Annotated in this window: 14 protein-coding genes; 2 read left to right on the top strand and 12 right to left on the bottom strand. The window is 46.6% G+C overall.

All coding sequences use genetic code 11. The features are described from left to right. Positions 1-6: 6 nt before the first annotated feature. From L3C95_RS07160 to L3C95_RS07150, 3 genes are all read right to left on the bottom strand, one after another. Entirely contained in the window at positions 7-2,097 is a 2,091-nt protein-coding gene (locus L3C95_RS07160; protein ID WP_236386166.1) for a fibronectin type III domain-containing protein, read from the bottom strand. A gap of 8 nt (positions 2,098-2,105) precedes the next feature. Further along, entirely contained in the window at positions 2,106-6,773 is a 4,668-nt protein-coding gene (locus L3C95_RS07155) for a hypothetical protein (protein WP_236386164.1), read from the bottom strand. A 452-nt stretch (positions 6,774-7,225) separates the two neighbouring features. After that, positions 7,226-8,629 (bottom strand): alpha-L-fucosidase, encoded by a 1,404-nt coding sequence (locus L3C95_RS07150; RefSeq protein WP_236386163.1) that lies wholly within the window; start codon positions 8,627-8,629, stop codon positions 7,226-7,228. Positions 8,630-8,892: 263 nt separating this feature from the next. Between L3C95_RS07150 and L3C95_RS07145 the strand changes: the two genes are divergently transcribed. Beyond that, entirely contained in the window at positions 8,893-9,750 is an 858-nt protein-coding gene (locus tag L3C95_RS07145) for a flagellar motor protein MotB (RefSeq protein WP_236386161.1), read from the top strand. Between the two features lie 238 nt (positions 9,751-9,988). Here the strand turns inward: L3C95_RS07145 and L3C95_RS07140 are convergent, their stop codons facing one another. The 9 genes from L3C95_RS07140 to L3C95_RS07100 all read right to left on the bottom strand — a co-directional run bounded on the left by L3C95_RS07140 (position 9,989) and on the right by L3C95_RS07100 (position 20,748). Continuing rightward, on the bottom strand, positions 9,989-10,717 hold the full coding sequence (locus L3C95_RS07140) for a carbon-nitrogen hydrolase family protein (protein WP_236386159.1): 729 nt from the start codon (positions 10,715-10,717) through the stop codon (positions 9,989-9,991). A gap of 130 nt (positions 10,718-10,847) precedes the next feature. Next, positions 10,848-11,831, bottom strand: coding sequence for a cyanophycinase (locus tag L3C95_RS07135; RefSeq protein ID WP_236386157.1), 984 nt, complete (start codon positions 11,829-11,831; stop codon positions 10,848-10,850). An 89-nt stretch (positions 11,832-11,920) separates the two neighbouring features. Further along, complete coding sequence (locus L3C95_RS07130) at positions 11,921-13,267, bottom strand: RagB/SusD family nutrient uptake outer membrane protein (protein WP_236386156.1); 1,347 nt, start codon at positions 13,265-13,267, stop codon at positions 11,921-11,923. A gap of 10 nt (positions 13,268-13,277) precedes the next feature. Then, complete coding sequence (locus L3C95_RS07125; RefSeq protein ID WP_236386154.1) at positions 13,278-16,091, bottom strand: SusC/RagA family TonB-linked outer membrane protein; 2,814 nt, start codon at positions 16,089-16,091, stop codon at positions 13,278-13,280. A gap of 218 nt (positions 16,092-16,309) precedes the next feature. Next, positions 16,310-16,804, bottom strand: a complete 495-nt coding sequence (locus L3C95_RS07120; RefSeq protein ID WP_236386152.1) for a hypothetical protein — start codon at positions 16,802-16,804, stop codon at positions 16,310-16,312. A gap of 142 nt (positions 16,805-16,946) precedes the next feature. Beyond that, the gene (locus L3C95_RS07115) at positions 16,947-17,504 is read right to left on the bottom strand and encodes a hypothetical protein (RefSeq protein ID WP_236386150.1); all 558 of its coding nucleotides are present in this window, start codon (positions 17,502-17,504) and stop codon (positions 16,947-16,949) included. Positions 17,505-17,624: 120 nt separating this feature from the next. Beyond that, on the bottom strand, positions 17,625-18,050 hold the full coding sequence (locus L3C95_RS07110; RefSeq protein ID WP_236386148.1) for a LytR/AlgR family response regulator transcription factor: 426 nt from the start codon (positions 18,048-18,050) through the stop codon (positions 17,625-17,627). A gap of 956 nt (positions 18,051-19,006) precedes the next feature. Next, positions 19,007-19,297: a hypothetical protein gene (locus L3C95_RS07105; RefSeq protein WP_236386146.1), complete on the bottom strand. Its 291-nt coding sequence runs from the start codon at positions 19,295-19,297 to the stop codon at positions 19,007-19,009. 422 nt (positions 19,298-19,719) lie between these two features. Then, positions 19,720-20,748 (bottom strand): TIGR03118 family protein, encoded by a 1,029-nt coding sequence (locus tag L3C95_RS07100; protein ID WP_236386145.1) that lies wholly within the window; start codon positions 20,746-20,748, stop codon positions 19,720-19,722. A gap of 545 nt (positions 20,749-21,293) precedes the next feature. Here L3C95_RS07100 and L3C95_RS07095 point away from each other — a divergent pair. Then, complete coding sequence (locus L3C95_RS07095; protein ID WP_236386143.1) at positions 21,294-21,785, top strand: hypothetical protein; 492 nt, start codon at positions 21,294-21,296, stop codon at positions 21,783-21,785. Positions 21,786-21,834 lie beyond the last annotated feature (49 nt).

Genomic DNA, 21,834 nt, shown 5'->3' with positions numbered 1-21,834 from the left:
TAGGTGTTAATAATTTGTTTTAACTTTTTTAAGCGGACCGCTCTGACCGTTTTTGTCTACAGCGCGTACGCCATACTCATAAGCCGTATTGATCTTCAGCGATTCATCCACGACCATTTTTACATTTGCCGGAACTACCTTCCACAGGCTAAGCGGCTGGCCGCCTGCACCTTTATATAACTGATATTCGTTTACGCCCACATTACTATCTTTCCAGGATAGTTCAATGTAACGCTGCTCCCGGTTCACATACGCATTCACTGTTTTTACGCTGATGGCGTTCGGGTCTGAAGGTACTGTTACGGTAATAGGCTGGGTAGGCGGCGATTCAAGCCCGCTGCTGTCTTTCGCCATCAGGATATAGGTATAGGTTTGGCCACCTTCAATCAGCTGATCTGCGTAATAGTGGGTCTTATCACGGAATGTCTGCAGTAATAACCATTTATGACTGGTATCTGCGCGGTCCTTCCGGTACAGCAGATGAGCAGCAACATCCTCATCTCCACTGTTCACCCAGGATAATTGTACCTGGCCATCGGTTACCTTATACGCAGTGAACACCGGGGAGGTAGGCGGTATCACATCCGGTCGCTTCAGCTCAAGGATAGCGGAATAATCGGATTGATTATAGCGTTTATCCAATGCAGCTACCGCATAGTATACTTTACGGTTAAGGAATTTTATGGGAACAGTGTCTTTGTAAACAGTCGTCATATGGATAGAGTCCACTAGTGGAGACAATTCTTCATTCAGCCGGCCGGCACGGAATACTTTGTACCCCAGCATATCCTTTTCCGCATTTGCTTTCCAGGTTAGCGTTACCACACCATTGCTGTCAACAGTGCCTGCAAGTCCTACAGGTGGCACAGGCGGAATAGAATCCACCGGCTGCACCAGCACAGGGAACGAGGTGGTCGATTCACCTTCTTTGGCAACAGCTGTAATGGTGAAATAGTTGGAAGGCAATAGCTGCTCGTATTGCAGGCTACGCTGATCCGGCGCGATATTAGCCAGTACTGTTTTGTAAGGCCCATTTTCAGTTGCGGCCTGGTTCAAGGCAAAACCTTTGATGAAAGGATTGCCTGCTGCTTCAAAGTCCCAGGTAAGCGTCATTTTACCCTGTGCAGAGATCTTGTTACTGCGAATGTTAGGTACATATATCAACACGTGCCTGCCTTTACCGGTAGTTGCAGCAGAAGGCGGGCCCTTTTCGCCGAATGCGGAAATACCTCTTACTCTGAACTGGTACACCGTATTGTTATCCTCCAGCGAGTCAATAAAATACATGCGCGTGGAAGGTCTGCCCTCTTTTTCATTCAGGTTGGTCACCGGCAGCGAACGGGCCGGCTCAAAGGTTTTACCGCCATCTTTAGAGCGTTCTACGATCCACGAAGTATAGTAGTGTTTTAAAATGCTGTAATCCCAGCTAAGTGCCACCTGTTTATCGCCAAACACAGCTCCTACATCTCCGGGTACCGGCAGCGGTGCATAGTCCTGTATACCTATGAATACGCTACCTGAATCTACAGTCACCCGATCGGGTGGCGCCAGCGATTTCACCCGGTACAGGTATTTCTCGTTGGGACGCGCGTCTTTGTCTTCCCAGCCCCAGCCTGCCATTACAGCCGCTTCAAAGCTATTGTCGGCAGCGTACAGGGAGAGCGAGAAACGCTGTTCCTGCTCGGCCGATTGTGCCATGATACTTGCAATACCCTTATCACCGCCACCGCCACCACTTACTTCAAAGTCCTTACCATACAATGCCTGTGCAATGATGGCAGCATATTGGTCCTGCTGCACTATTTTCTCCCATTCGTTTAATGGTTTAGGCCGCAGCGGTTGCGTATTCAATACTTTCACCTCCGGTGTTGGCAATAGCTTCCCATCCCGGGTAACGGTATAACGGGTAAGCTGAAAACCATATTGATTACCGAGCTTCCAGGCGCGGGAAGTGCTCATGCCCCATCGCAACAATATGCTGTGCTGCCGGGCCCTGGCGGTAACCGCTACCCTGGCGCTGTCTTTATGCTGCGCGCGCAGTGGCAGCACAGCGGTAAAGCATATAAATATAAGCAGTATAGAAAATAGCCTGCGCATTGTATACATTAGAAGCCGGTTGTTTTAAATGGATTATGATAATTGAATACAGCGCTGCTCGTTTTAGTCCCGTCAGGCAGCACGTATTGGTATTTTACTTTGTAAGCGCCGTACCGTATGAAAGGGAAATGCCCGTTTATCAGGTAGGCATATTTCGGTGCATCTTCTGTGCCCATGAACCTGTTCACTACTTTGTTTTGTAGCTCGACGAAGTCCAGGTTGTATACGTCCGGAAGATTGTAGAGATACGGCAGCCTTGTCTTTATCCAGCTGGTCACTTTGCCGGTAGATGCTTCTGCCAGGTAAGTAGGCATCAATATAAACGCCTTGCTTGGCGCTACTCCGAATTCGTCCGTGTTACGTTTCTTAATAAATATTTCGTTATTGATAGGATAGTTGGCATACAACAACGGATTGATGTCACTTGTAAAATACGCATCATCCATCACCGCTTCCACATTCACCATCGGTTTGTAACCGGTATAGTTGTTACCTGTCATTTCCACTACTTCAAAGCCTTCATAGTCGCCTACGTCGGCCAGCAGGCGTACTACATCTGTCGATACTGTTTCGCCAATACCGTCTTTCAAACGCAGCGACTGCATCTTCTCTGCAAACGTGTTGAATTTGCTGGTACGGAATCCATAATGCAGCAATGATTTCGCCACATCGCCCCTGGAAACTGTCTGTGCCTGGTTGTTGGCAACAGTATAGCTACCGTCTTCGCCCACATCCTGTTGTTGCTGGTAAGCGACAACTTCATCGGTGCTTTGTGCACCCGGAGGAATGGCTATTACGTCAAACTGGTAAGCTGTATTCGCCTTCAGCCCCGTCGGAGTAAAATGAATCGTCTGTGAAGGGGCGTCATAGGTCATATCCAATTTAGTTGTCTGACCGGCGGCATCTTTGAAGTTGATCGCATACTGCCATTTAGCGTCGAACAGGTAAGCCTGTCCCATACTCAGGTTAATGAGACCTTTATCAGATTCATCTTTATAGTAGTATTGCTGGTTCACCACCGGGTACGAATAAGCGATATTCTGCATCGGGATATAGTCCGGTGCAGTACCGGTCGTGAAGGTCACCGTTTCAATCTCTTCGCCCGGTTTGCCATCCACATAGGCCGTTTGCCAGGTTACGCCCACCCGCTCTTCAAAGGTTACCTTCACCGTAGCAGTCAGCTGTTTTTGAGAAGGCAGTACCTCTTTGGAATAGAAGGAAACACCATCATTGTTGGCATTCCATTCCAGGCGACCAGCTATCGGCTGACCATTATCCATCACCGTAAAGGATGCCAGTCTTGCGCGGTAGGTCTTTGTTCCGTTGTCGTCGTCTACATCAAACTGCTGCCCCATACGCATATTAAAGGCAGCTTGCGGCGCAGTGAATACATCTACTGCATCGGCATTAGCAGACGGTTTTACATCGGATATGATCTTCACATCTACGGGGCTGTTACCGTTCATTACGATCTCACACTCCTGACCGATCACCACCTTCATACGCATATTACCTTTTACCAGGCCACCCAGCACGCTGAATTTAACAGCCATATATCCTCTCACCCATGTAGGATTAGGCAATTTAGCCTGCATCAGCATGGCTGCTGCGCCAGATATAAGCGGTACCCTGGCTTTGATGAATTTCAGGTTTACTTTCACGCCTAATTCACCCTGCAGGTACACATAAGCCTGACCATTGGCGTACCAACCATCTATACCGATCTTCTCAGTACTACCCACGCAATGCGCATCCCCATAATCTTTCAGCATGATATCGAAGCCCAGGCCGGCTTTAAAGTTGGCGTACAGTATCAGGAATGTGATATCGCCCGTTTCCACGGTAAGGCTGGCGCCAAAAGCAAAACCGCGGCCTTCGCCCAGTGCATTGGCATCGCGCATATAATCGAGTTCCTCTATATCCACGCCCAGGATATCTGCTACCTCCTGCGGCGGTGGCGGAGAACCGGGTATCTTATCGCCCACCATCAGGTAAGCGCCGGATTTAATATTGAGACCACCTATCGACAACTTGGTACCTAACCGGTTGGTAGGCGTACCCATATGCAGGTACCACTCGCTCGGCGAAATATGGATCACGGCCCAGCCGGCGCGGTTGCCACTGGCGTTGCCCGTCATCATACCGTTTGCCACGTTCATATACATATCGAAGTTGCCGTGCAGCGTAGATGTCGTGAAATCATATTGTATACCCACATAGGCAGTGACACCCACTTCAGCGGATAGATTTTCATCGCCCGACAAAAGGGCGGCTGCGCTGGAGGGATCGGAGACTTTCAATTCTTCCAGTTTCTGCCCTGCGGAGCCCAGTTTGGCAATGGCTTTCTGCTCCTGTGCCTGGAATTTGGCAAATTGTTCAGTCACTTTCTTTGAGATATTGCCCAAAGGCACTGTGGCCAGTATTTTCGCATAACCATAGAGGCCCATGAAGTTGATACCACCGCTACGGTTAAACGCTACTTCAAACGATACTTCGCCGTGTACTACCTTGTCTTCCACCATATCGAACAAGACAGCGGCCTTGAGGCCCAGTCCTGCGGTGGAATCCGGCAGATATTTTACGCCCGTCGGAGAAGCAATGGTATCTATGCCTTCTTTTTTCATCCGGTAATAGGCGCCGCCGCCGAAGCCAGAGATTTTCATGGGCGGGGCTATTGCAATGCCCGGCTTAAATTCAGCTTTGCCATCTACGTACCAATAGCGGAATGTCTTAGCACCAAACATAGCGCGGGTCCTTACCTTTATTTTCCCCTTCATGAAACTGGCATTCACCTCTCCACTGATCGCATCTCCATACACAGCGTCATCGTCATATATTTTCAGCAGGCCGGATATCGACATTGCCTCGCTCAGCTCCGCACGCAGCGAAATAGAGTCCAGCTTTACTTTCTCAAATTTCCAGGTCTGTAACCCTTTATTGTTATCAAATTTCCCTACCAGGGCCAGCCGGGTATCACCGCCAAATTTCCCTTCCATCAGGTTAAAGCGGAGCTCAATATTGAGATTGGCCGTAGTACTGTCCTTGGTTTCCAGGGAGATTTCTTTAATGGCCACCGGGAAATTGCAAACGGTATTCTCATCCTTATATCCAAAGTAATCGGCAGTGAGATAAGGGGCTTTCGTCTGCAGGTGCAGGTTCTGGAACACAATGCCTTTAAATTTAGCGACAGGCTTGCCGTTATCGCCCGCCTTCAGGGACGAGGACAGGATCAGGCTACCATTTAGCATCGCTTCCGGCTCAAAGTGTCCCTTAGACAATTTTAATTGTACCCATGAGTTTGGGTTCAACTGGGCTTTTGCACGCCATACACTAAAGTCCAGTGTATCAATGGTGTTCAGTTTCAGGATATATTCATTATCTGCGGTAATGACGGCAGAATAACCCAGTGGCACCTTAGCCATCGGCAGGCCCAACATGCCATTAAACGCTGCGCCCGTAAGGTGGTTGGCCTCTACGTCTATCTCCAGACGGTCCACGGTAAAATGCCAGCCGGCAGCGCTGCCATCGTTCAATATATTATTGCCAAAGAAGTTGCCGGAGATACCGTTATTGTCAATGAGCATGCTCTTGCCGCCAAACGAAACACGTTTGCCGGCCTGATTAGCCCGTTCAAATTGTTTCGGCAAGGTTATTTCCAGGCTCGATACATATACTCCCCGCCATAAGTTTGGATCATCTGCGGGTAGGTAGCGCTGATAATTTGCGGGATATACAACGTCGGGCGAGTTACGCAGGTCACTGCCATCATATACAGCTTTGCCTATACGGAACCCAACGCCTTTGAGGGGTGTTATTTCAAATGCAGGCAGGTCTACACTCACGAGTATGTCGTTCCAGTCGCGCACCACGGTATTGAATGATGCCTTTACCTGCGAGCTGTCTGTAGTCCGTTCGCCGTTCGAATTTAAGGGTACCAGCATGCTGCGTGGGAACGCCAGATCGGCGCTAAGCCCCAGTTCCTTAAAGCCGTTACAATCTATGGTTACATAAGTCAGGTCGAGCCCCTGACCAGTCTGCATATCCATACCACCCTTCAGTACCAGGGCTGCGGTGCCACCACCCAGGCGTATAGGCACATCACCCAGCAATACCAGTTTGGCATCGCCTAATATGCCGCCTTTGTACGATAGTTTAAGGCCTTTCAGACCAAAAAAGATCTCACGCGGCTCCTGTGGTATCTGCACTTTGGCATATACGGTAAGCTCGGCATAGGTAGGATGGAAAATAGCGTTGCTGACCGCGATGGTCACGGTAGTATTGCCAACGGTCTTAAAAAGCCCCATAGGCAGCTCATTTAAGTCGTCTGGCGAGATTGAGGATGTATAACGGTTACTCTTCTCTATTTTCTCAAATTCAGCCCTGGCGATGTCACGAAATGCGTGGGTATTGCTGTCCACATCAAACATACGCTGCAAGCCGGCATCGGTAAACAGACCGGTTTCGGGTGCTATCAGGGCTTCCGCCACCAGCTGCTTGTCAATATCCGGAAAACTGCGGCTTTCCATCATACTGGTGGCCAGGACAGTGGCGGCCGGTAAAGGGGCCTTAACATGATCGCTGTCCTCCGCATGCACGGTAACAGTTTGACTAATAATAAATAGCGTCAGGAGGCTAATGAAACGGTAACAGCAGTTTCTCAGGTAAGGTTTTACCATAGGGCCGATAATAATAGGTATAGGTTTGACGGTGAGAGGTCAGTTAACAACGATCAATTACAACAGTAAACAACAGGTATTTCGTGCTGACAAACTTTCCCGGATACGAAATTTGGTGTAAATATTAGTGTTTTTTCAACATTAACAAAATATTTTATTTGAAAAAGCGTTGCAGAGGCATTCTGCTACGTTACAATAGTTGAGCCTGTATTCTCGGGTAGCCGGAATTTTTAATAAAGGAGTGGGATCAGGGAGATTATACCATTCCTGGACGAAAAGAAAGGACCCCCAAAACGAATGAAAGTCCTGATGTGTCTTAAACAAAAGCCGTCTTCATAAGGTTGGCCGAATACAAAAGGTTATAGCATTTAAATGAAAATGCCTCCAAAAGTGCTTGACCTTTGGAGGCATTTTTACTAAACGATATAACCTCTTTATACTATTCTACACCACTATCTTCTTTCGTTATACACCCCAAATTCTGCAATAGCAGGAGGCGCACTGAACTCGTCGATCACGATACGCACACGTCCACCCCATACGCTGTCGAAGCGGTGTATTTTTACGCGGCCTTCTGCTTCACCTTTGGCTAAAGGTTTCCAGGTACCGTTATCTTCATATTCAAGATGGTATTTTTTGATATTGCTGCCATCTTCCACAATACTGATCATATTAAAGCGCTGTGCTTTATCAAAATCTATTTCATACCATGGTTGTTTCACCGTAGCGTTAGACTGCCAGCTGCTGGTAAAACGGTCGTCGTTCGCGAAGTCCATGATGTTCATGTCGTCACTCCAGCTGGAATTACTGCGCTGGAACTTAGCGATATTAGAAGAGATAATTGGCGCAATAGCAGGTGGCAGCGCAGGCATAGCACCTGTATTCTTCCAGCGTTTACCCACTTCTTCCAGTGCCTTCACAGCGTTAGGATCGATCAGTCCCTCACGGTTAGGCGCTACGTTAAGGATAAAGTTACACCAGGCTTTATTCAGCGGTACCAGGATATCGTCCACGAGTTTCACCGGATCTTTCACAGGTGTGGTAGGGAAATTTGATTTCCAGAACCAGGCGCTGTTGATCGGCAGACAGGATAACGCAGGCAATCTGTTCGCCTCTTTGGAGATATGCTGTCCTGCTCCCTGTTCGTAAGACTTGATATCCGTATAAAATAAAGCCTCTGTCGGATATTTTGCCGCGTTGAGGTCCATCACCAGGCAATTAGGCTGCAGGCTCTTAATGAGGCGGTAAATCTCTTCAAAAGGGATTTCATCATAAGAGATCCTGGACCACGGTGCATCCCATCCGTCGATGATCAGCGCAGTGATATCTCCATAGTTGGTCAGCAGTTCTGTAAGCTGTGCTTTCACCATCTCCACATGCTTACGTGTAATATCGTGTGGACGCAGTTTATGATGCGTATCCAGTATAGAGTAGTACAACATTACCTTCAGCCCTTTGGCGCGGAAGGCGTTTACGTATTCTCTTACCACATCTTTTTTATAAGGACTGTTCATCACGTTATAGTCAGTGGTCTTTGTATCCCAGATACAGAAACCGCTGTGATGTTTGGTAGTAAGACAGCCGTAGCTCATATTGGCTGCTTTGGCGGTAGCGGCCCACTGGGTACAGTCCAGTTTTGTCGGATTGAAAAGTGATACCGGCGCTTCGGGATCAGGCCAATCCTGGTTAGCGAAAGTAGGGATGTTAAAATGGATAAACATACCGAAACGCAGATCAACGAATTGCTGTTGCAAGGTAGCGAGCGGCGTAGCGGCAGATTTCACCTGCGCTTGTAACATGACAGGCATTAATAGTTGGATGCCCAGTAAGAGACGTAAACAGAATGTCTTCTTCATAGTGAACTTTGATGCGATTTTGGATTTTGAGAACCTGATGTTCGTGGATAATCTATTTCTACTGCTACTAAAATATAACAATCATCCTATGCATTCCCTGTATGGTAATACAATATAACGAATTGCGAATTTCTCATTAGTTGATACATTTTAACAATTTAACAGGAATAAGCATGAGTACGTATCAAAATGTGGCATGGTGTTGGATTTATGCGGGTTACAAGGAACAACAGTTAGAGTCATTAAAAACAAATACAATTTGTATGAAACGAAGAGTCATATTCTTATTAGCATTATCATGTCCTGTCTTATTATTCTCCTGCGTCAGTACGAAAAAGTTCAAGGCTTCTGAAGCCAAATATGCCGATCTGGCTGGCAAATATGCAAGCCTGCAAAGCAAACTGGATGATTGCCAGCGTAGCCTGCGCGATACTGCTTCTGCGTTTGAGCGTAGCAGAAACCTGAATGAAGAAAGATTAGAAGGCTTAAAACAGAATAATAACACGTTACTGAACCAGCTGAAAGATCTGTCTGTTATCAGCAATTCACAGGCAGAAAGCATCAAAAAATCACTCGATAATATAGGCGCTAAAGATGCTTATATACAGGACCTGCAATCCGCCATTGCGCGTAAAGACTCTCTGAACATGGCACTTGTAATGAACCTGAAAGGCGCTATTGGCAACCTGGATGATAAAGACATTAACATCAAAGTAGAAAAAGGTGTAGTGTATATCGATATATCCGACAAACTGCTGTTTGAAAGCGGTAGTTACGATATCACTGCAAGGGCGAAAGAAGTACTCGGAAAAGTAGCGAAAGTATTACTGAATCAGCCCGATATTGAGTTTATGGTGGAAGGTCACACAGATACCAATCCATTCAAGAGAGGTGTATTACTTGACAACTGGGATCTGAGTGTGAAGAGAGCTACCGCCGTGACAAGGGTGTTACAGAATGACTATGGTATTCCTCCTGCCCATATCACCGCCGCGGGTAGAGGTGAATATCTTCCTGTTGCTACCAACGATACTCCTGAAGGAAGGGCTGCTAACCGCCGTACACGTATCGTGATACTGCCGCAGCTTGACCAGTTCTTCAAACTGCTGGAAAAGAAATAAGATCATCATCCATTTCATTATAGCAAGTAAGGGCGTCTCTGTGTTCAGGGGCGCTCTTTTTGTTTTGATGACATTGGGTTTTGTTCTTACAGGGTGACTGCAATAACGCTGCGTATGTTAATTTAAGTGTTCTTTACGCTTATTTCCGGGTAACTGCATATGTCAGTTCAAAGTATTCTTTATGCTCATTTCCGAATAACAGAGCACGTCTTTACAATTCCTGGTACACTTATGTTTATTACAAAGTAGCTGCAACGACACTACGCGTCTTCGTATCAAACACCAGAATACCTTCGCTGCTGGCATCTAACTGTTCGATAAGCGTACCAGTATTATCCCATATACCTGACTTACCGGCACATTCAAATCCATCGGACTCTCCTATTGCATTCGACAACAATACCGTCATCTCATACTGCTCTCCTATTTCTGATAATCTCGCGATAGCTTTATCAATCCCTCCTGTCGATTTCACCGCACTAACTAAATACACTGCTGCTCCGCTTTTATACGCGTCTTCTACATGTGCCGGCACCGAGAGCTCATAACAGATAGCTAAAGCCACATCGCTTTCTTCTCCTAACAGGCTAATGGTACTTTGTCCGCTAACGAAGTAAGGATCTTCATCTGCATGCAGGTACTTCTTCGCATAGACATGCCTGTCTTTATCTGGCTGAAACAACACCATACTTATCGTGATACCTGTATCCGCTTTCAGAGGAGCGCCGATCCCGATGGTTACCTGCCTGGCATCGCTGATGTGTTGGAAATCGTTCAGGCTTTCATCATCGATACAGATTGCCAGATCTTTGGCCAGTGTAGGCTCATAACCTGTTATGGACAATTCCGGGAAGATGATAGTGTCTGCACCGTGGGAAATAGCCAGATCAATGATCTTTTTGTGGTTGTCTATATTGCTCCGGATGTCGCCTTTTACCGCTTTTGCCTGTGCTACGCAGAGTTTCATAGTCTAGTTTTTTGTGGATGCTTGCCGGGTTAGGATGACGTAATATTATTGCTATATTTTAACAAAAAAAAACCGTTCCAGATATTTTTCAGGAACGGCTTTTTTATTTATCTGTAGCGCAACAGGGAATCTAATGATCGTTGCTCAGCCTGGGGGCATTGACGGCCGCAGAACGGTTAGCAGTAGTGATCACTTTCCGTTGCTGGAGATCGAATCGCTGTCCCCTGCCCAGGAAATAAAAAGGCCCATCGGTGCTGTATTCGCCTGTAGGACTTTTCTGTTTTTCGTTGATGTGGGCTATGTCGTAAATAGCCACATAGGAGTTTCCGACCACTTCAAATGTATCTTTCTGCACCACGATAGCCGTACTTTCATCAATACCGATACCTAGCAGGTCGGGATGCGCCTTTATAACACCTACCAGGTCAAACTGCCGGTTACGACGAAGGATGTGCTGGTCGATAGCTGTATGATGTATCAGATCAAGCCCCTGTACATGATCGCCTTCCAGGATGCCGTTCCCTTTAGTATCGCCTCTCAGCAGGAATGAACCCTGGATGGTAGCTCCCGCAGAAGTACCGCCTATTACTCCTCCGCGGGTGAGTACGGCTTTGATCTCCTTCTCTGCCAGTGTATGCAGGTAAGCGTCTGCAATCTTCCACTGACGGCCGCCGGGAAACCAGATGCCCGTCGCTTTTTTTAATGGCGCTACAAAACTTTCCGTGTTGGCTACTTTCAGGTCGCGTGTGTGCAGCACTGTTACCTGGGCTACACCGAGGTCCTGCAGCAGTTCCTTTTCAAATGATTTGCCGGTGGCAAGCGCTGAGTCTTCACCAGCAGTAGGGATCACTACAATATTGGCATTAGGTCCGCCGGCCAGCTCAATAAAGCGTGCCCATATTTCCGGCCCCACTTTGCCGCCGCCAACGATGATCAGGGCTCCTTTCTGAGGGCCAATAACGGCGTCAGCCTGCACCGTATTCGAGGATTGTGTTACGCCGGCACTGGCTACGTTGGATGATTGTGCAGTAGCAGCTGTTTTTTGCTGTGCGGCAGCGCCGGCAGCTAAGAACAGGCAGCCGGCGGAGAAAAAAGGCATGATCAGCCGTTTCATCGGATCGTATTTAAGGGGTTTATAATCGTGTTTTTTCTGTTGATAGTCTCTTGGGGCCATCACTCATGTTATCATTGCATATATGGTTCCTAATAGCCAGGATTAGGGTCCAGATCTTCATCCGCCAGCAGTTCATCTGCCGGTATCGGGAACACATAACGGTTTTTGTCAGTTACACCCAATACTGCCGCTACCCTACCTGTACGCACCAGGTCAAACCAACGGTCGCCTTCGAAAGCAAATTCCAGCCTTCTTTCATGCTCTATCGCCAGCATGATCGCCTCTTTTGTATCGGCTGTACCGGGAGCAATACCGGCACGGTCGCGGATGGCATTCAGGTCCAGCAGGGCTTCTGTCAGCTGCCCGTTTTTCGCCCGTGCTTCTGCCCGTATCAGGTACAGTTCTGCTATCCTTATCAGGTAGGCAGGATCGGTACCGGTGGGCGTGCGATAGTACAGTTTACCATACCAGAGATTTCCCGGGGGAGCGGTCTGGCCTATCAGGGCACTTCTGTTACCACCCACGGCGGGGTCATTCAGCAGCGCCACCAGCTGCGCATTGGGCGCCCACTCTCTTCTGCCGCCCAGAGCAGGTGGCAGCCACCAGTTATAATGCCCGTTTTTGAAAGATACGCTATAACCAATCTCCAGCACCGATTCTGCGGTCGCTACCGCATTGTTCGCAAAGAAGGCATTATAAGGTTTTAACAGCCGGTAATTAGCTGCATCGTCAATAACCCTGGTGGCATACACATCGGCAGAATCCCATTGCTGCTGATAAAGGAAATACCGGGCTTTCAGCGCCCATGCTGTTTTACGGGTAGCCCTGTTCCTGTTGGTGGTCAATGGCAGCAGCGCTGCCGCTTTATTCAGGTCACTGAGCACCTGCTGATATGTCTCATCCAGGCTGCTTCTTTTAATGCCGGCATGATCGCCCGGCAGACGCGTAGGTGTCAGTATGAGCTGTACGCCTCCCCAGCCCCTGGCCAGATCGAAATAAGATAATGCCCTGATAAAATACGCCTCTCCTGTCAGCTGATCTTTCTTTACCTGTGTAAACAGCGGATCAGAGAGTTTTGGAATAACATCAATAATGTAGTTCGCAGAAAGGATCGTCCGGTAAATCGCTGCCCAGGAAGAGGCCACGTTGCCATTATCGGCCGTTATCTGACGGTTGGCTATCTGTGCCGGCGCGGATTGCGAACCTGTCCACTGGATATCCCCACCCGACAGGTAAGATAATGCCTGAAAATTGGAGCCGTAATAACTATCATTCCCCAAGAGGTTATAAAGACCATTTACTGCAGTTTCTGCGCTTGCCAGGTTGGTAATAGCCGCTGCATCGTCCACCTGCTGCTCGGGCTGCACATCGAGGAACTTTTTGCAGGAGGTACTCAGCAGGGAGATACCGGCTAAAAGATATATACTTAATCTCATGTTCATCATTTTAAAGTGTGAGGTTCAGGCCAAATTGCACGGTACGCGGTTGTGGCGGTGTTCCGAGATCATAGCCCTGTACATTGGGATCGGAAGTAACATTCACTTCGGGATCTGGTCCTTTGTATTTTTTCAGCAACCAGAGATTTGTACCGCTCAGGTAAAAACGGATATTACTGGCATGGATACGGTTAGCCAGCAGTGCAGGTATTGTATATCCGAGTGTAAGTGAACTTAATCGCAGGAAGGAACCGTCTTCCAGGAAGCGGCTGATAGGATTGAGAGTATAGTTATTACCGATAGTAGTGATCCTTGGTACATCGGTCACATCACCTGGTTTCTGCCAGCGGTTCAGCTGATTTTTGTTGATAGCCCTGCGGTCATCGCGTGTACCGCCGGATTCATGGAAGAAACGGTTGCTGTTGTATACTTTATTACCCCATTGGAAGTTGAAGAACAGCGCGAGATCAAATCCTTTATAGCTTACATTGTTATTCAACCCTCCAAAAAATTTCGGCGTTGCCTGTCCTGTCATCTGCCGATCAGCTGCTGTAAGTTTACCATCTTTATTCACATCTTCATACACCGCATCTCCGGTTTTTGCATCGACGTATAACTGGCGATATACAAAGAAGGAATGCATGGGATATCCCTGCGCCATCCTTTCCACGCTATACGACGCATCTATCGGGATATTCAGTTTTTCAATCCTGTTAATGTTACGGGAAATATTGAACCCTGTCTGCCATATAAAATTCTTACTGCGGATGTTTGTGGTGTTGATACCCAGCTCAAAACCTTTGTTACTGATCTCGCCGGAATTGCTGGCAATGGTACGGAAGCCGCTGCTGACAGGCAATGGCAGGTTCAGTAACAGGTCAGAAGTATATTTATCATACCAGTTAAATTCTATGCTGATACGATCGTCGATCAATCCGAGGTCGAGGCCGAAGTTCCATTGCCGGGTAGTTTCCCAGCCCAGCTCCGGGTTAGCCAGTTGCTGCGGAACAGTACCCGGATTGTCCAGGTAATTGGAGCCACCACCCCAGAGGCCACGGGACGCAAAATTGCCTATACCGTTCTGATTGCCTGTCAGACCATAGTTCGCCCTTATTTTCAGATCGCTGATCGCATCTACCGCCTGCAGGAAGCGCTCTTCCTTCGCACGCCATGCCACGCCAAGAGACGGGAAATAGCCCCATTGATTGTCTGCGCCGAATTTAGAGGAAGCGTCTGCCCGGAAATTCACTTCCGCCAGGTATTTCCCTTCGTAGTTATATTCCACACGGGAGAAGAAAGATACCTGTCTGTTCTCTGCACGATTAGAGGAGGCGGTAGTAGTAGCGGCGGAAGCGATCTGTTTAAAAGCGTCGCTGGGGAAGTTGGTACCCTGTGCAAATGTTTGCTGCGCAATATTGCCCTGGACTGAGTTCCCTACAAGTATTCCCAGTGTGTGCCGTTGTCCCGGGCTGGTGCGATAAGACAATGTCTGTTCATTCACCCAAACAATATTCTTACTGACGCTGGAAGTAGCCAGGCCTTTACTGGCACTTCCCCTGTTCGTATAACTGTTCCAGTATTCGTACTCGTCATAGTCGTTATAGTCCAGGCTCCAGCTGGTACGAAACTTCAGCTTACGCAGGATGTCAGCTTCTGCGTATAAGTTGCCGATATAGCGGGTGCTGGTGGAATGCATATCTGTATATTTGATAAGTACATCCAGGTTATCAAAACCGGCCCATTTAGCATAGGTGCCGTCATCATTGAATTTCGGCAGATACGTTGGTGTATGCAGGGCTGCCTGTAAAATGCCTCCCTGCGGACCGTCGCCTACACGTGCATTGGTACGGCGGGAACGTGATAAAGAGTTGCTGGTACCTACGCGTACCCTGTCATTGATCTGCTGATCGAGGTTTACTTTCAGACTGGCACGTTGGTAGTCGTTCGTTTTGATATTAGCCAGTTGTTTGTTAAAGCCACCGCTCAGATAATATCTTGTTTTCTCGTTACCGCCCGACAGCGAAAGGTCATAGTTCTGTATAGCTCCTGTACGAAAGATATCATGCAGCCGATCATATGTAGGCTGCTCTTCCGGCAGGCCGCGGCCGCCTTCCGACTTTGGCCGGAAAGGTCTGGTGGAAACGGGTTTACCATCATTGCCCCAGGCTTCATTGATAATGGTTGCATGTTCAGGCCCTGTTACCAGTTCCCACAATTCAGGCGCCCATGCTACACCTGCATAAGTATTGAATGCCACTTTCGGGCGACTGTTGTAAGTACCTCTTTTAGTGGTGATGAGTACAACGCCGTTGGCAGCGCGTGCGCCATAGATGGCAGTAGCTGTAGCGTCTTTGAGAATGGAGATAGACTCGATGTCCGCCGGATTAATATCCGCCAGCGGATTATTTGCCTGTCCCTGTGTTGTTACTTTCTGTAATGACTGGTTGTTGATGAATACACCATCTACAACATATAAAGGATCGTTTCCCGCATTAATAGAAGTTGTTCCACGGATACGAAAAAAGATCCCGTCTCCCGGAACGCCTGTATTGGCGCTGACCTGCACACCTGGCGCGCGGCCTTCTAACTGCTGATCAAAACTGGCTACCGGCCGGTCTTTGATACCTGCCGCCTTAATACTGGTCACGGCCCCAACGACCGCTTTTTTACTTTGCGCGCCGTAACCCACAACGATCACTTCGCTCAGCGCACGGTTCATAGAAGAGGCAATGGTGGTGTCGGGAGGTGCTACCGTTTGTGCATGAATGAATAAGGGCCCCCCCAGTAAGCATAGCATGATAAGGACGTGTAAACTTTTTTTCACATCGAACAATTTTGGTAATGGAAATACTCATCGGCAGCTGCTGCCGAGGGAATGGAAGGTTGCTAAAGTATTGATAGGTAATAGCCGTTTTGTGTTGGTGGGATACAAACGGGCTTTAGTCTACTAATTATGTAGACAAAATTAGTTTAAAAAATCAGTTATCAAAATAATTGGAGATTTTTCTTTATTACTGTTTTTTTAATGAGTGGGCTGTTATGCTAAAATGCGATTCCGAACTGGAAACCGATACCTATTGTAGAAGGATGGTCATTGCCGAAACGGGCGGGCACGGGTATTGCCACGAAATAACTACAGTCCTTGTTCTTTTTGATCACTTTATTCAGTACAGGTGTTACTCCATATCTACCTGACGTTTCAAACGCAGCACGGCCTGCGAAGGTGAATCCATGGCCGAGGGAAACGAGTACTCCGGGATGGAAGAGGAAGTTGTTCATTTTACTGGTTCCATTCGCAGCCCGGATGAAGGGAACGAACTCACAGGAGAATCCAATCTTCTGGCTTTTCCAGATGTTAATACCTGTGGGTAATCCGCCGACATAGGCGCCGTCGAAATTCCAATGTGCGCCACCGTCACCGAAATGTACAATAGGATGTAATATTCCTACGTAGCCGGCAATACGGGGGTAGGTGGTCTGTGCGGTTAATTTTGATGAAAAAGTAAAGAGCAAAATAATAGTGATAGCCGTTCGCATTAGTCGTTTTTAATGCAATGCTATTTTAATCCAGTTGCGGAAAATAGAACGGAAATGACTGTTTGTATGTTCTTTACCTTTTTTGGGGATTATAGAAAGCGTCCCGGTTGTTAAGCCGGGACGCTTTTTGTTTAAATGATCGTCAGATCACTTCTTCTACTTCGGTAACATTACCTGGCAGGTCTGTTGCCGTAATCAGGATACGTGTACCCGGTAAGGCAGCATTTGCTGCACTGGTTGTATACTTCCAGTAGTTGCCGATATCCGGAACTGCGTCTCCCTGCTCCAGCTCCGCTCCTGCCGCAGACAGGATTGTTACATTTACAGATTCGACACGGACGACATCCTTCACCCGGAATGAGATCTCATTTCCTGCGACGCCCTTGTACTTCCTTGTATCAATATCCAAAATACGCGGCGGTCTGACTGCATCCTGGAAGGCAGCATTAAAAGCAGTTTGTCCAGGTTTTGCGGCTGCCGCGTACATTGCCTTCGTGGCTGGATTACCGATTGCCTTCTGGGCATATGCTGAATAACGTTCGAAATTCAGCTGTACCGCCAATTGCTCCTCGGTCGGTGGTTTTGTGTTAGGACCACGTCTGGGACCGGAAACTGTCTTATTTTTTCTTACACTGAAGGTTACGTTTCCAATAGTACCGGACGTTCCTTCCATCATTTTATTTTGTTTTATGTGTGCCATAACTTTCTAAATTTTAAGATTAAAAAAAGGTTTACTACAATCACAACCGTCGGGTGTAACAGGAGGCACCTCTCTCCTGTTGCGGGTGCAGCCCCTTTTGCTGTGATTGATGACACAATGTTAGGAAGGATTTTGACGCGGTTTTGGAGAAAGTGCACGAGGAGGCGAAATTCGATCACGAGGAGGCGAAATCCCGTCATGAGACCCCTCATTTTCCACACTTCCAATCACTGTAAAACGGTTAAAAAAAGACTTTCTTATTTCTTGTGTAAGCAAAATCTCTTCACCCCCCGTTACGATGATCGTGTCCACTCCGACACTTTTGATGTATCTCAGGGAAACAATATAATTTCTGTGGGTACGGAAGAAAATATTGGGGGGAAGTTGCTTCTCGATTTGCTTCAGGCTGTATTTAGCAGGTAGGGAACGACCGTCTGTAAGTTTTAAAAGGATATAATGCTTCTGTACTGTGATATAGATGATCTCCTCATAAAAGACCACTTCGTGAATACCGTTTTTTGTATAGATCAGAATACCTTCTTTCATTAATATCAGGAATCGTGAACAATTTGGGTTTAGGACAGAGAGGGAGGGAGCTGTGAAAGCTACGTAGGGAATATAGTAGTAGGGATAGTAGTAGCAATAGGTTAGACTGACCAGTAATTGGGTTACGGAACTGGGAATTGCTTGTTGCGGGATTAGCCAAAATGGTCTTCATAATTCAAAACTTTAATATTATAAAAATAACAGTTGTGGGATTGAACAATAATCATGTAATTTACTGAAAAATAGATATTTAGAGATCAAAATGAGATTTAAATTTTTCAAATTATTATTGTTATAATTTGGGTGGAATTCCAGTAGACATATAGTTGAGATTCGCTTATCCTCCCTTAATCCTCCCTTTTTAAGGGAGGATAAGCGAATCTCAACTATATCTCAAGCGAATCTCCAACGGGTTTTAATGCCAGATGTACCATTTACGTGAGACAATTTCATTTCATGTTCCTTGTCAGCAAACGCACAAGCGCAGTGATCGACCGCAGATCACTCGTATACATGACAAAAATTTCAACCAGCATCTGACATACTGTATATTCGCAATATGAAAAAAGAGTTTGATGCCTTGTAACACCAAAGTGCTTACAAGTGAAATACAAAAAAGTATTGAAGGAGACGACTGATAACAAAACCTACAAATGGGCTCATAAGCGTTTGTACGGTCGCTGTTGGATCTGTCCTTATCACGGAACATTCTGGAGCCGATGCTCAGATATCCGTTGGAAACACTACTATTACTTCGACGATGGAACCCTTGACCTTCACGCCAGGCGGTTCCACAATCCGCCAAATTGGAAACTGGTCTCTAAGAACAAGAAGCAGTGGATGAAGATCTAATCCACTTTGAAATTGGGTAGGAGTAAAAAAGGAAAGCCGCTTCCAATGAAGCGGCTTTCTTCATAAAGAAGTTATCAGCATCCCGGTCGATCTGTCGAATACGTCTAATGACTTTCAAGATAGTCTTTAACTGCAGAATGATATACGCTCATTCCACGCCGGATTTTATAGGCAGCTTTCTTTACCGGATCATTGATAATGCTTCTTGCATATTCTATTGCAGTGGTAAAATTACTGTTAGATTTTAACTGCAACTTCGAAGGGACGACATTACTCATGTCGGGACATTTGCTGATAAATACCTTCCCTTTACGGGTTTTCAGCACAAAGCCCGGAGCTATTTTACCGTGGCCCAGTTTTACGCCGGTTAATAATGGATTTTTAGTTCTTGCCATAGTTTTTTGAGTTAAAACTAGGGAAAATGGGATTGCGGGTTTTACGCAATTAAAAAGTGACAACATAGGTACATTTCTTTTTATACGATTTAGGCAACAGAAAAACTTTTTCTAATTTCATAGGTCAAATTGGGCGGGTAGCATATCTATTTTGCAATTGGGTGAGAATAAAAAGGAAGCCGCTTCTAAACGAAATAGCCTCCTTCTTTCAATAGTTTTTTCATTTAAAACAAATGAAATTCTTATTGCGGTTCTTACTCAATTAAAAGTGGCAACACATGTATACTTTTTTGCAACGGGTTATTTCAAGAATTCCAACAACTCTGGATTAGAGCATACTAGAATAAATCAGTCCTGAGTAAAACCCCGCCCGTTTCTTTGCTTTAATAGTTTCCCGAATAACGTTATTGAGCAATGCAGTGCTAATACGCCCTCATCACATACCCAAACACCCCATGCGTCTCATTACCCGGACCCGCTACATAAAACAACTGCGTCGATGGAGTAGATGGTATATTCTCCAGCGCCCATAACCCATCAATTACAATCGGATTATCCCCTTTCTTCAATTGACCTAAAAACGCTCCATCCTGATCATACACATTAATCTTCCCATCTCCAAAGTTCCCGATAATAATCGTATTATTTACTTCCCAGAATCCGTCGGCAGCAGCCACAATACCCCAAGGGGCATTCAACGCACCCTGTGATGCAAATCTTTTCACAAAAGATCCATCGGGTTTGAAGATGCTCACATACCCATTCCCCTCCCCTTTTACATCATCCTCTTTCACTGCATCCTGTTTTGCATATGTCACATATAGATTACCTCCTATACTCCTGATATTGAACGGCGCATAACCAGCAGGCATAGTCGGATCTACAAATGGTTTGCCGGTGACCATGTTGAAATCCTTGTCAAATACATCAATAGTTCCTGCATAAAAATTAGCGGCATACAGGAAATTAGCTGCACCATCTTTAGCCAATTCCAATCCTTTATAAACCGCATGAGCGGCCGATCTGTCGGCGACAGTAGTTGCTACCGCACCAGCGGCCCAGGCAAGAATAAGACCATCTTCTGTATTAAAGATAAATTTAGCTGGTGCCCCTCCTACCATAAAATCGCTTGTTCCATTATAAACGATACCCGTAGGTCTACCACCGGTGGAGCTTCCGGGAGCTCCGATACTAACGGGCGACTGCAAGATGGCGCCACTTTTATCGTAGACAGTACTGAGGCCGGTACCATTGTTCGTTACCCAGATGGCGCCTGCGGGATTAACAGCGATACCCCAGGGATTTATAAGATTGGCATCTACCTGGCCAGAACTATAAGGACCACTACCAACATCTGTTACAAGGGCCACCTGGTTGTAATTCTTGGTAACGGGAGGAGGATTATTGTTATTATTATAACCGTTGTCTTTACTACAACCTATGTTTAACACAAACAAGACTATTAAGCTGGCAAGGGGCCAAATAAAAGAATTTCGCACTGATGTCCGGATAGATCTGTCTTTACGTGACCCTGCGGTTACAGCATTTATCACCGGGCATCTTTCAAACAACACTATCATTTCTTTCAATTTAACGGTGAACGAATAAGGCATGCTACATAGCATGTCTGTACCAGGAAGACAAACTTGGGCAGGAACCGTACTTTTTACGCTTCACTGGAGGGACCAAACAGGACACAAGACATCTAAACCGCTGTCTATTAATTAATACGTGTGTTTAACCGGAAAAGTTGCCTTAGCATTCCGGGGCATATTTCTGCTGCACTTTTCATTCACTATACTATTTTGACCTTATAATAAGTGCCGCATCATAATACATTACGAATCAACTATGTTTAAGATAGTTTTAAAACAGTCCACTTAATACCCTTAACCGATTGAGCATAAAATATTTAGACAAAACCCAAAGATTTTTTTTCAGCGCACCCAACCTTTTGCCACTCCCCCACCGTTCATCTTTATAAAACAAGTACTCTATGAAAAAACTTATCGGAGTCCTGGCCGTTACCGGGTTTATTATTTTTATTCAAAGTTCCTGTACCAAAGAGTCGCTGCAGGAGAAAATGAAGGGAAAGGGCCTGGCATATGAGCAGGATTCCATTCCTACGGATAGCATTCCTCACGATACCATTCCACATGATTCTATCCCTCATGACACCATTCCTCATGACACCATTCCTCATGATAGTATTCCATACCCACCTCATGATACGTTCCCTTATCCGCCTCATGATACTTTCCCGCATACACCGTATCCACCACATGATACGTTCCCGCATATCCCATACCCACCACACGATACTTTTCCGTCCTATCCTCCCTATACCCCGCATCCGCCACATGACACGTTCCCGTCACATCCAACGTATCCACCACACGATACGTTCCCTTCCTATCCGAATCCACCCCGGCCACCGTATGATTCCTTCCCGCATCACGATACAGTAAGAGTTCGTAAGCGGGGCTAGAGCGATGGCTGTAACTAATCAGGCTCAATATCGTTACAGTAGTCAAAGG

Source organism: Chitinophaga filiformis (genome assembly GCF_021646545.1).
GTDB lineage: Bacteria > Bacteroidota > Bacteroidia > Chitinophagales > Chitinophagaceae > Chitinophaga > Chitinophaga filiformis_A.
The sequence above is the reverse complement of the archived record's forward strand: the minus strand, read 5'-3'. Positions and strand labels throughout refer to the sequence as shown.

Bases quoted from the DNA above. Each gene is read 5' to 3' on its own strand.
- L3C95_RS07160 (WP_236386166.1), bottom strand. From the start codon at position 2,097: ATGCGCAGGCTATTTTCTATACTGCTTATATTTATATGCTTTACCGCT.
- L3C95_RS07155 (WP_236386164.1), bottom strand. From the start codon at position 6,773: ATGGTAAAACCTTACCTGAGAAACTGCTGTTACCGTTTCATTAGCCTC.
- L3C95_RS07150 (WP_236386163.1), bottom strand. From the start codon at position 8,629: ATGAAGAAGACATTCTGTTTACGTCTCTTACTGGGCATCCAACTATTA.
- L3C95_RS07145 (WP_236386161.1), top strand. From the start codon at position 8,893: ATGAAACGAAGAGTCATATTCTTATTAGCATTATCATGTCCTGTCTTA.
- L3C95_RS07140 (WP_236386159.1), bottom strand. From the start codon at position 10,717: ATGAAACTCTGCGTAGCACAGGCAAAAGCGGTAAAAGGCGACATCCGG.
- L3C95_RS07135 (WP_236386157.1), bottom strand. From the start codon at position 11,831: ATGAAACGGCTGATCATGCCTTTTTTCTCCGCCGGCTGCCTGTTCTTA.
- L3C95_RS07130 (WP_236386156.1), bottom strand. From the start codon at position 13,267: ATGAGATTAAGTATATATCTTTTAGCCGGTATCTCCCTGCTGAGTACC.
- L3C95_RS07120 (WP_236386152.1), bottom strand. From the start codon at position 16,804: ATGCGAACGGCTATCACTATTATTTTGCTCTTTACTTTTTCATCAAAA.
- L3C95_RS07115 (WP_236386150.1), bottom strand. From the start codon at position 17,504: ATGGCACACATAAAACAAAATAAAATGATGGAAGGAACGTCCGGTACT.
- L3C95_RS07110 (WP_236386148.1), bottom strand. From the start codon at position 18,050: ATGAAAGAAGGTATTCTGATCTATACAAAAAACGGTATTCACGAAGTG.
- L3C95_RS07105 (WP_236386146.1), bottom strand. From the start codon at position 19,297: ATGGCAAGAACTAAAAATCCATTATTAACCGGCGTAAAACTGGGCCAC.
- L3C95_RS07095 (WP_236386143.1), top strand. From the start codon at position 21,294: ATGAAAAAACTTATCGGAGTCCTGGCCGTTACCGGGTTTATTATTTTT.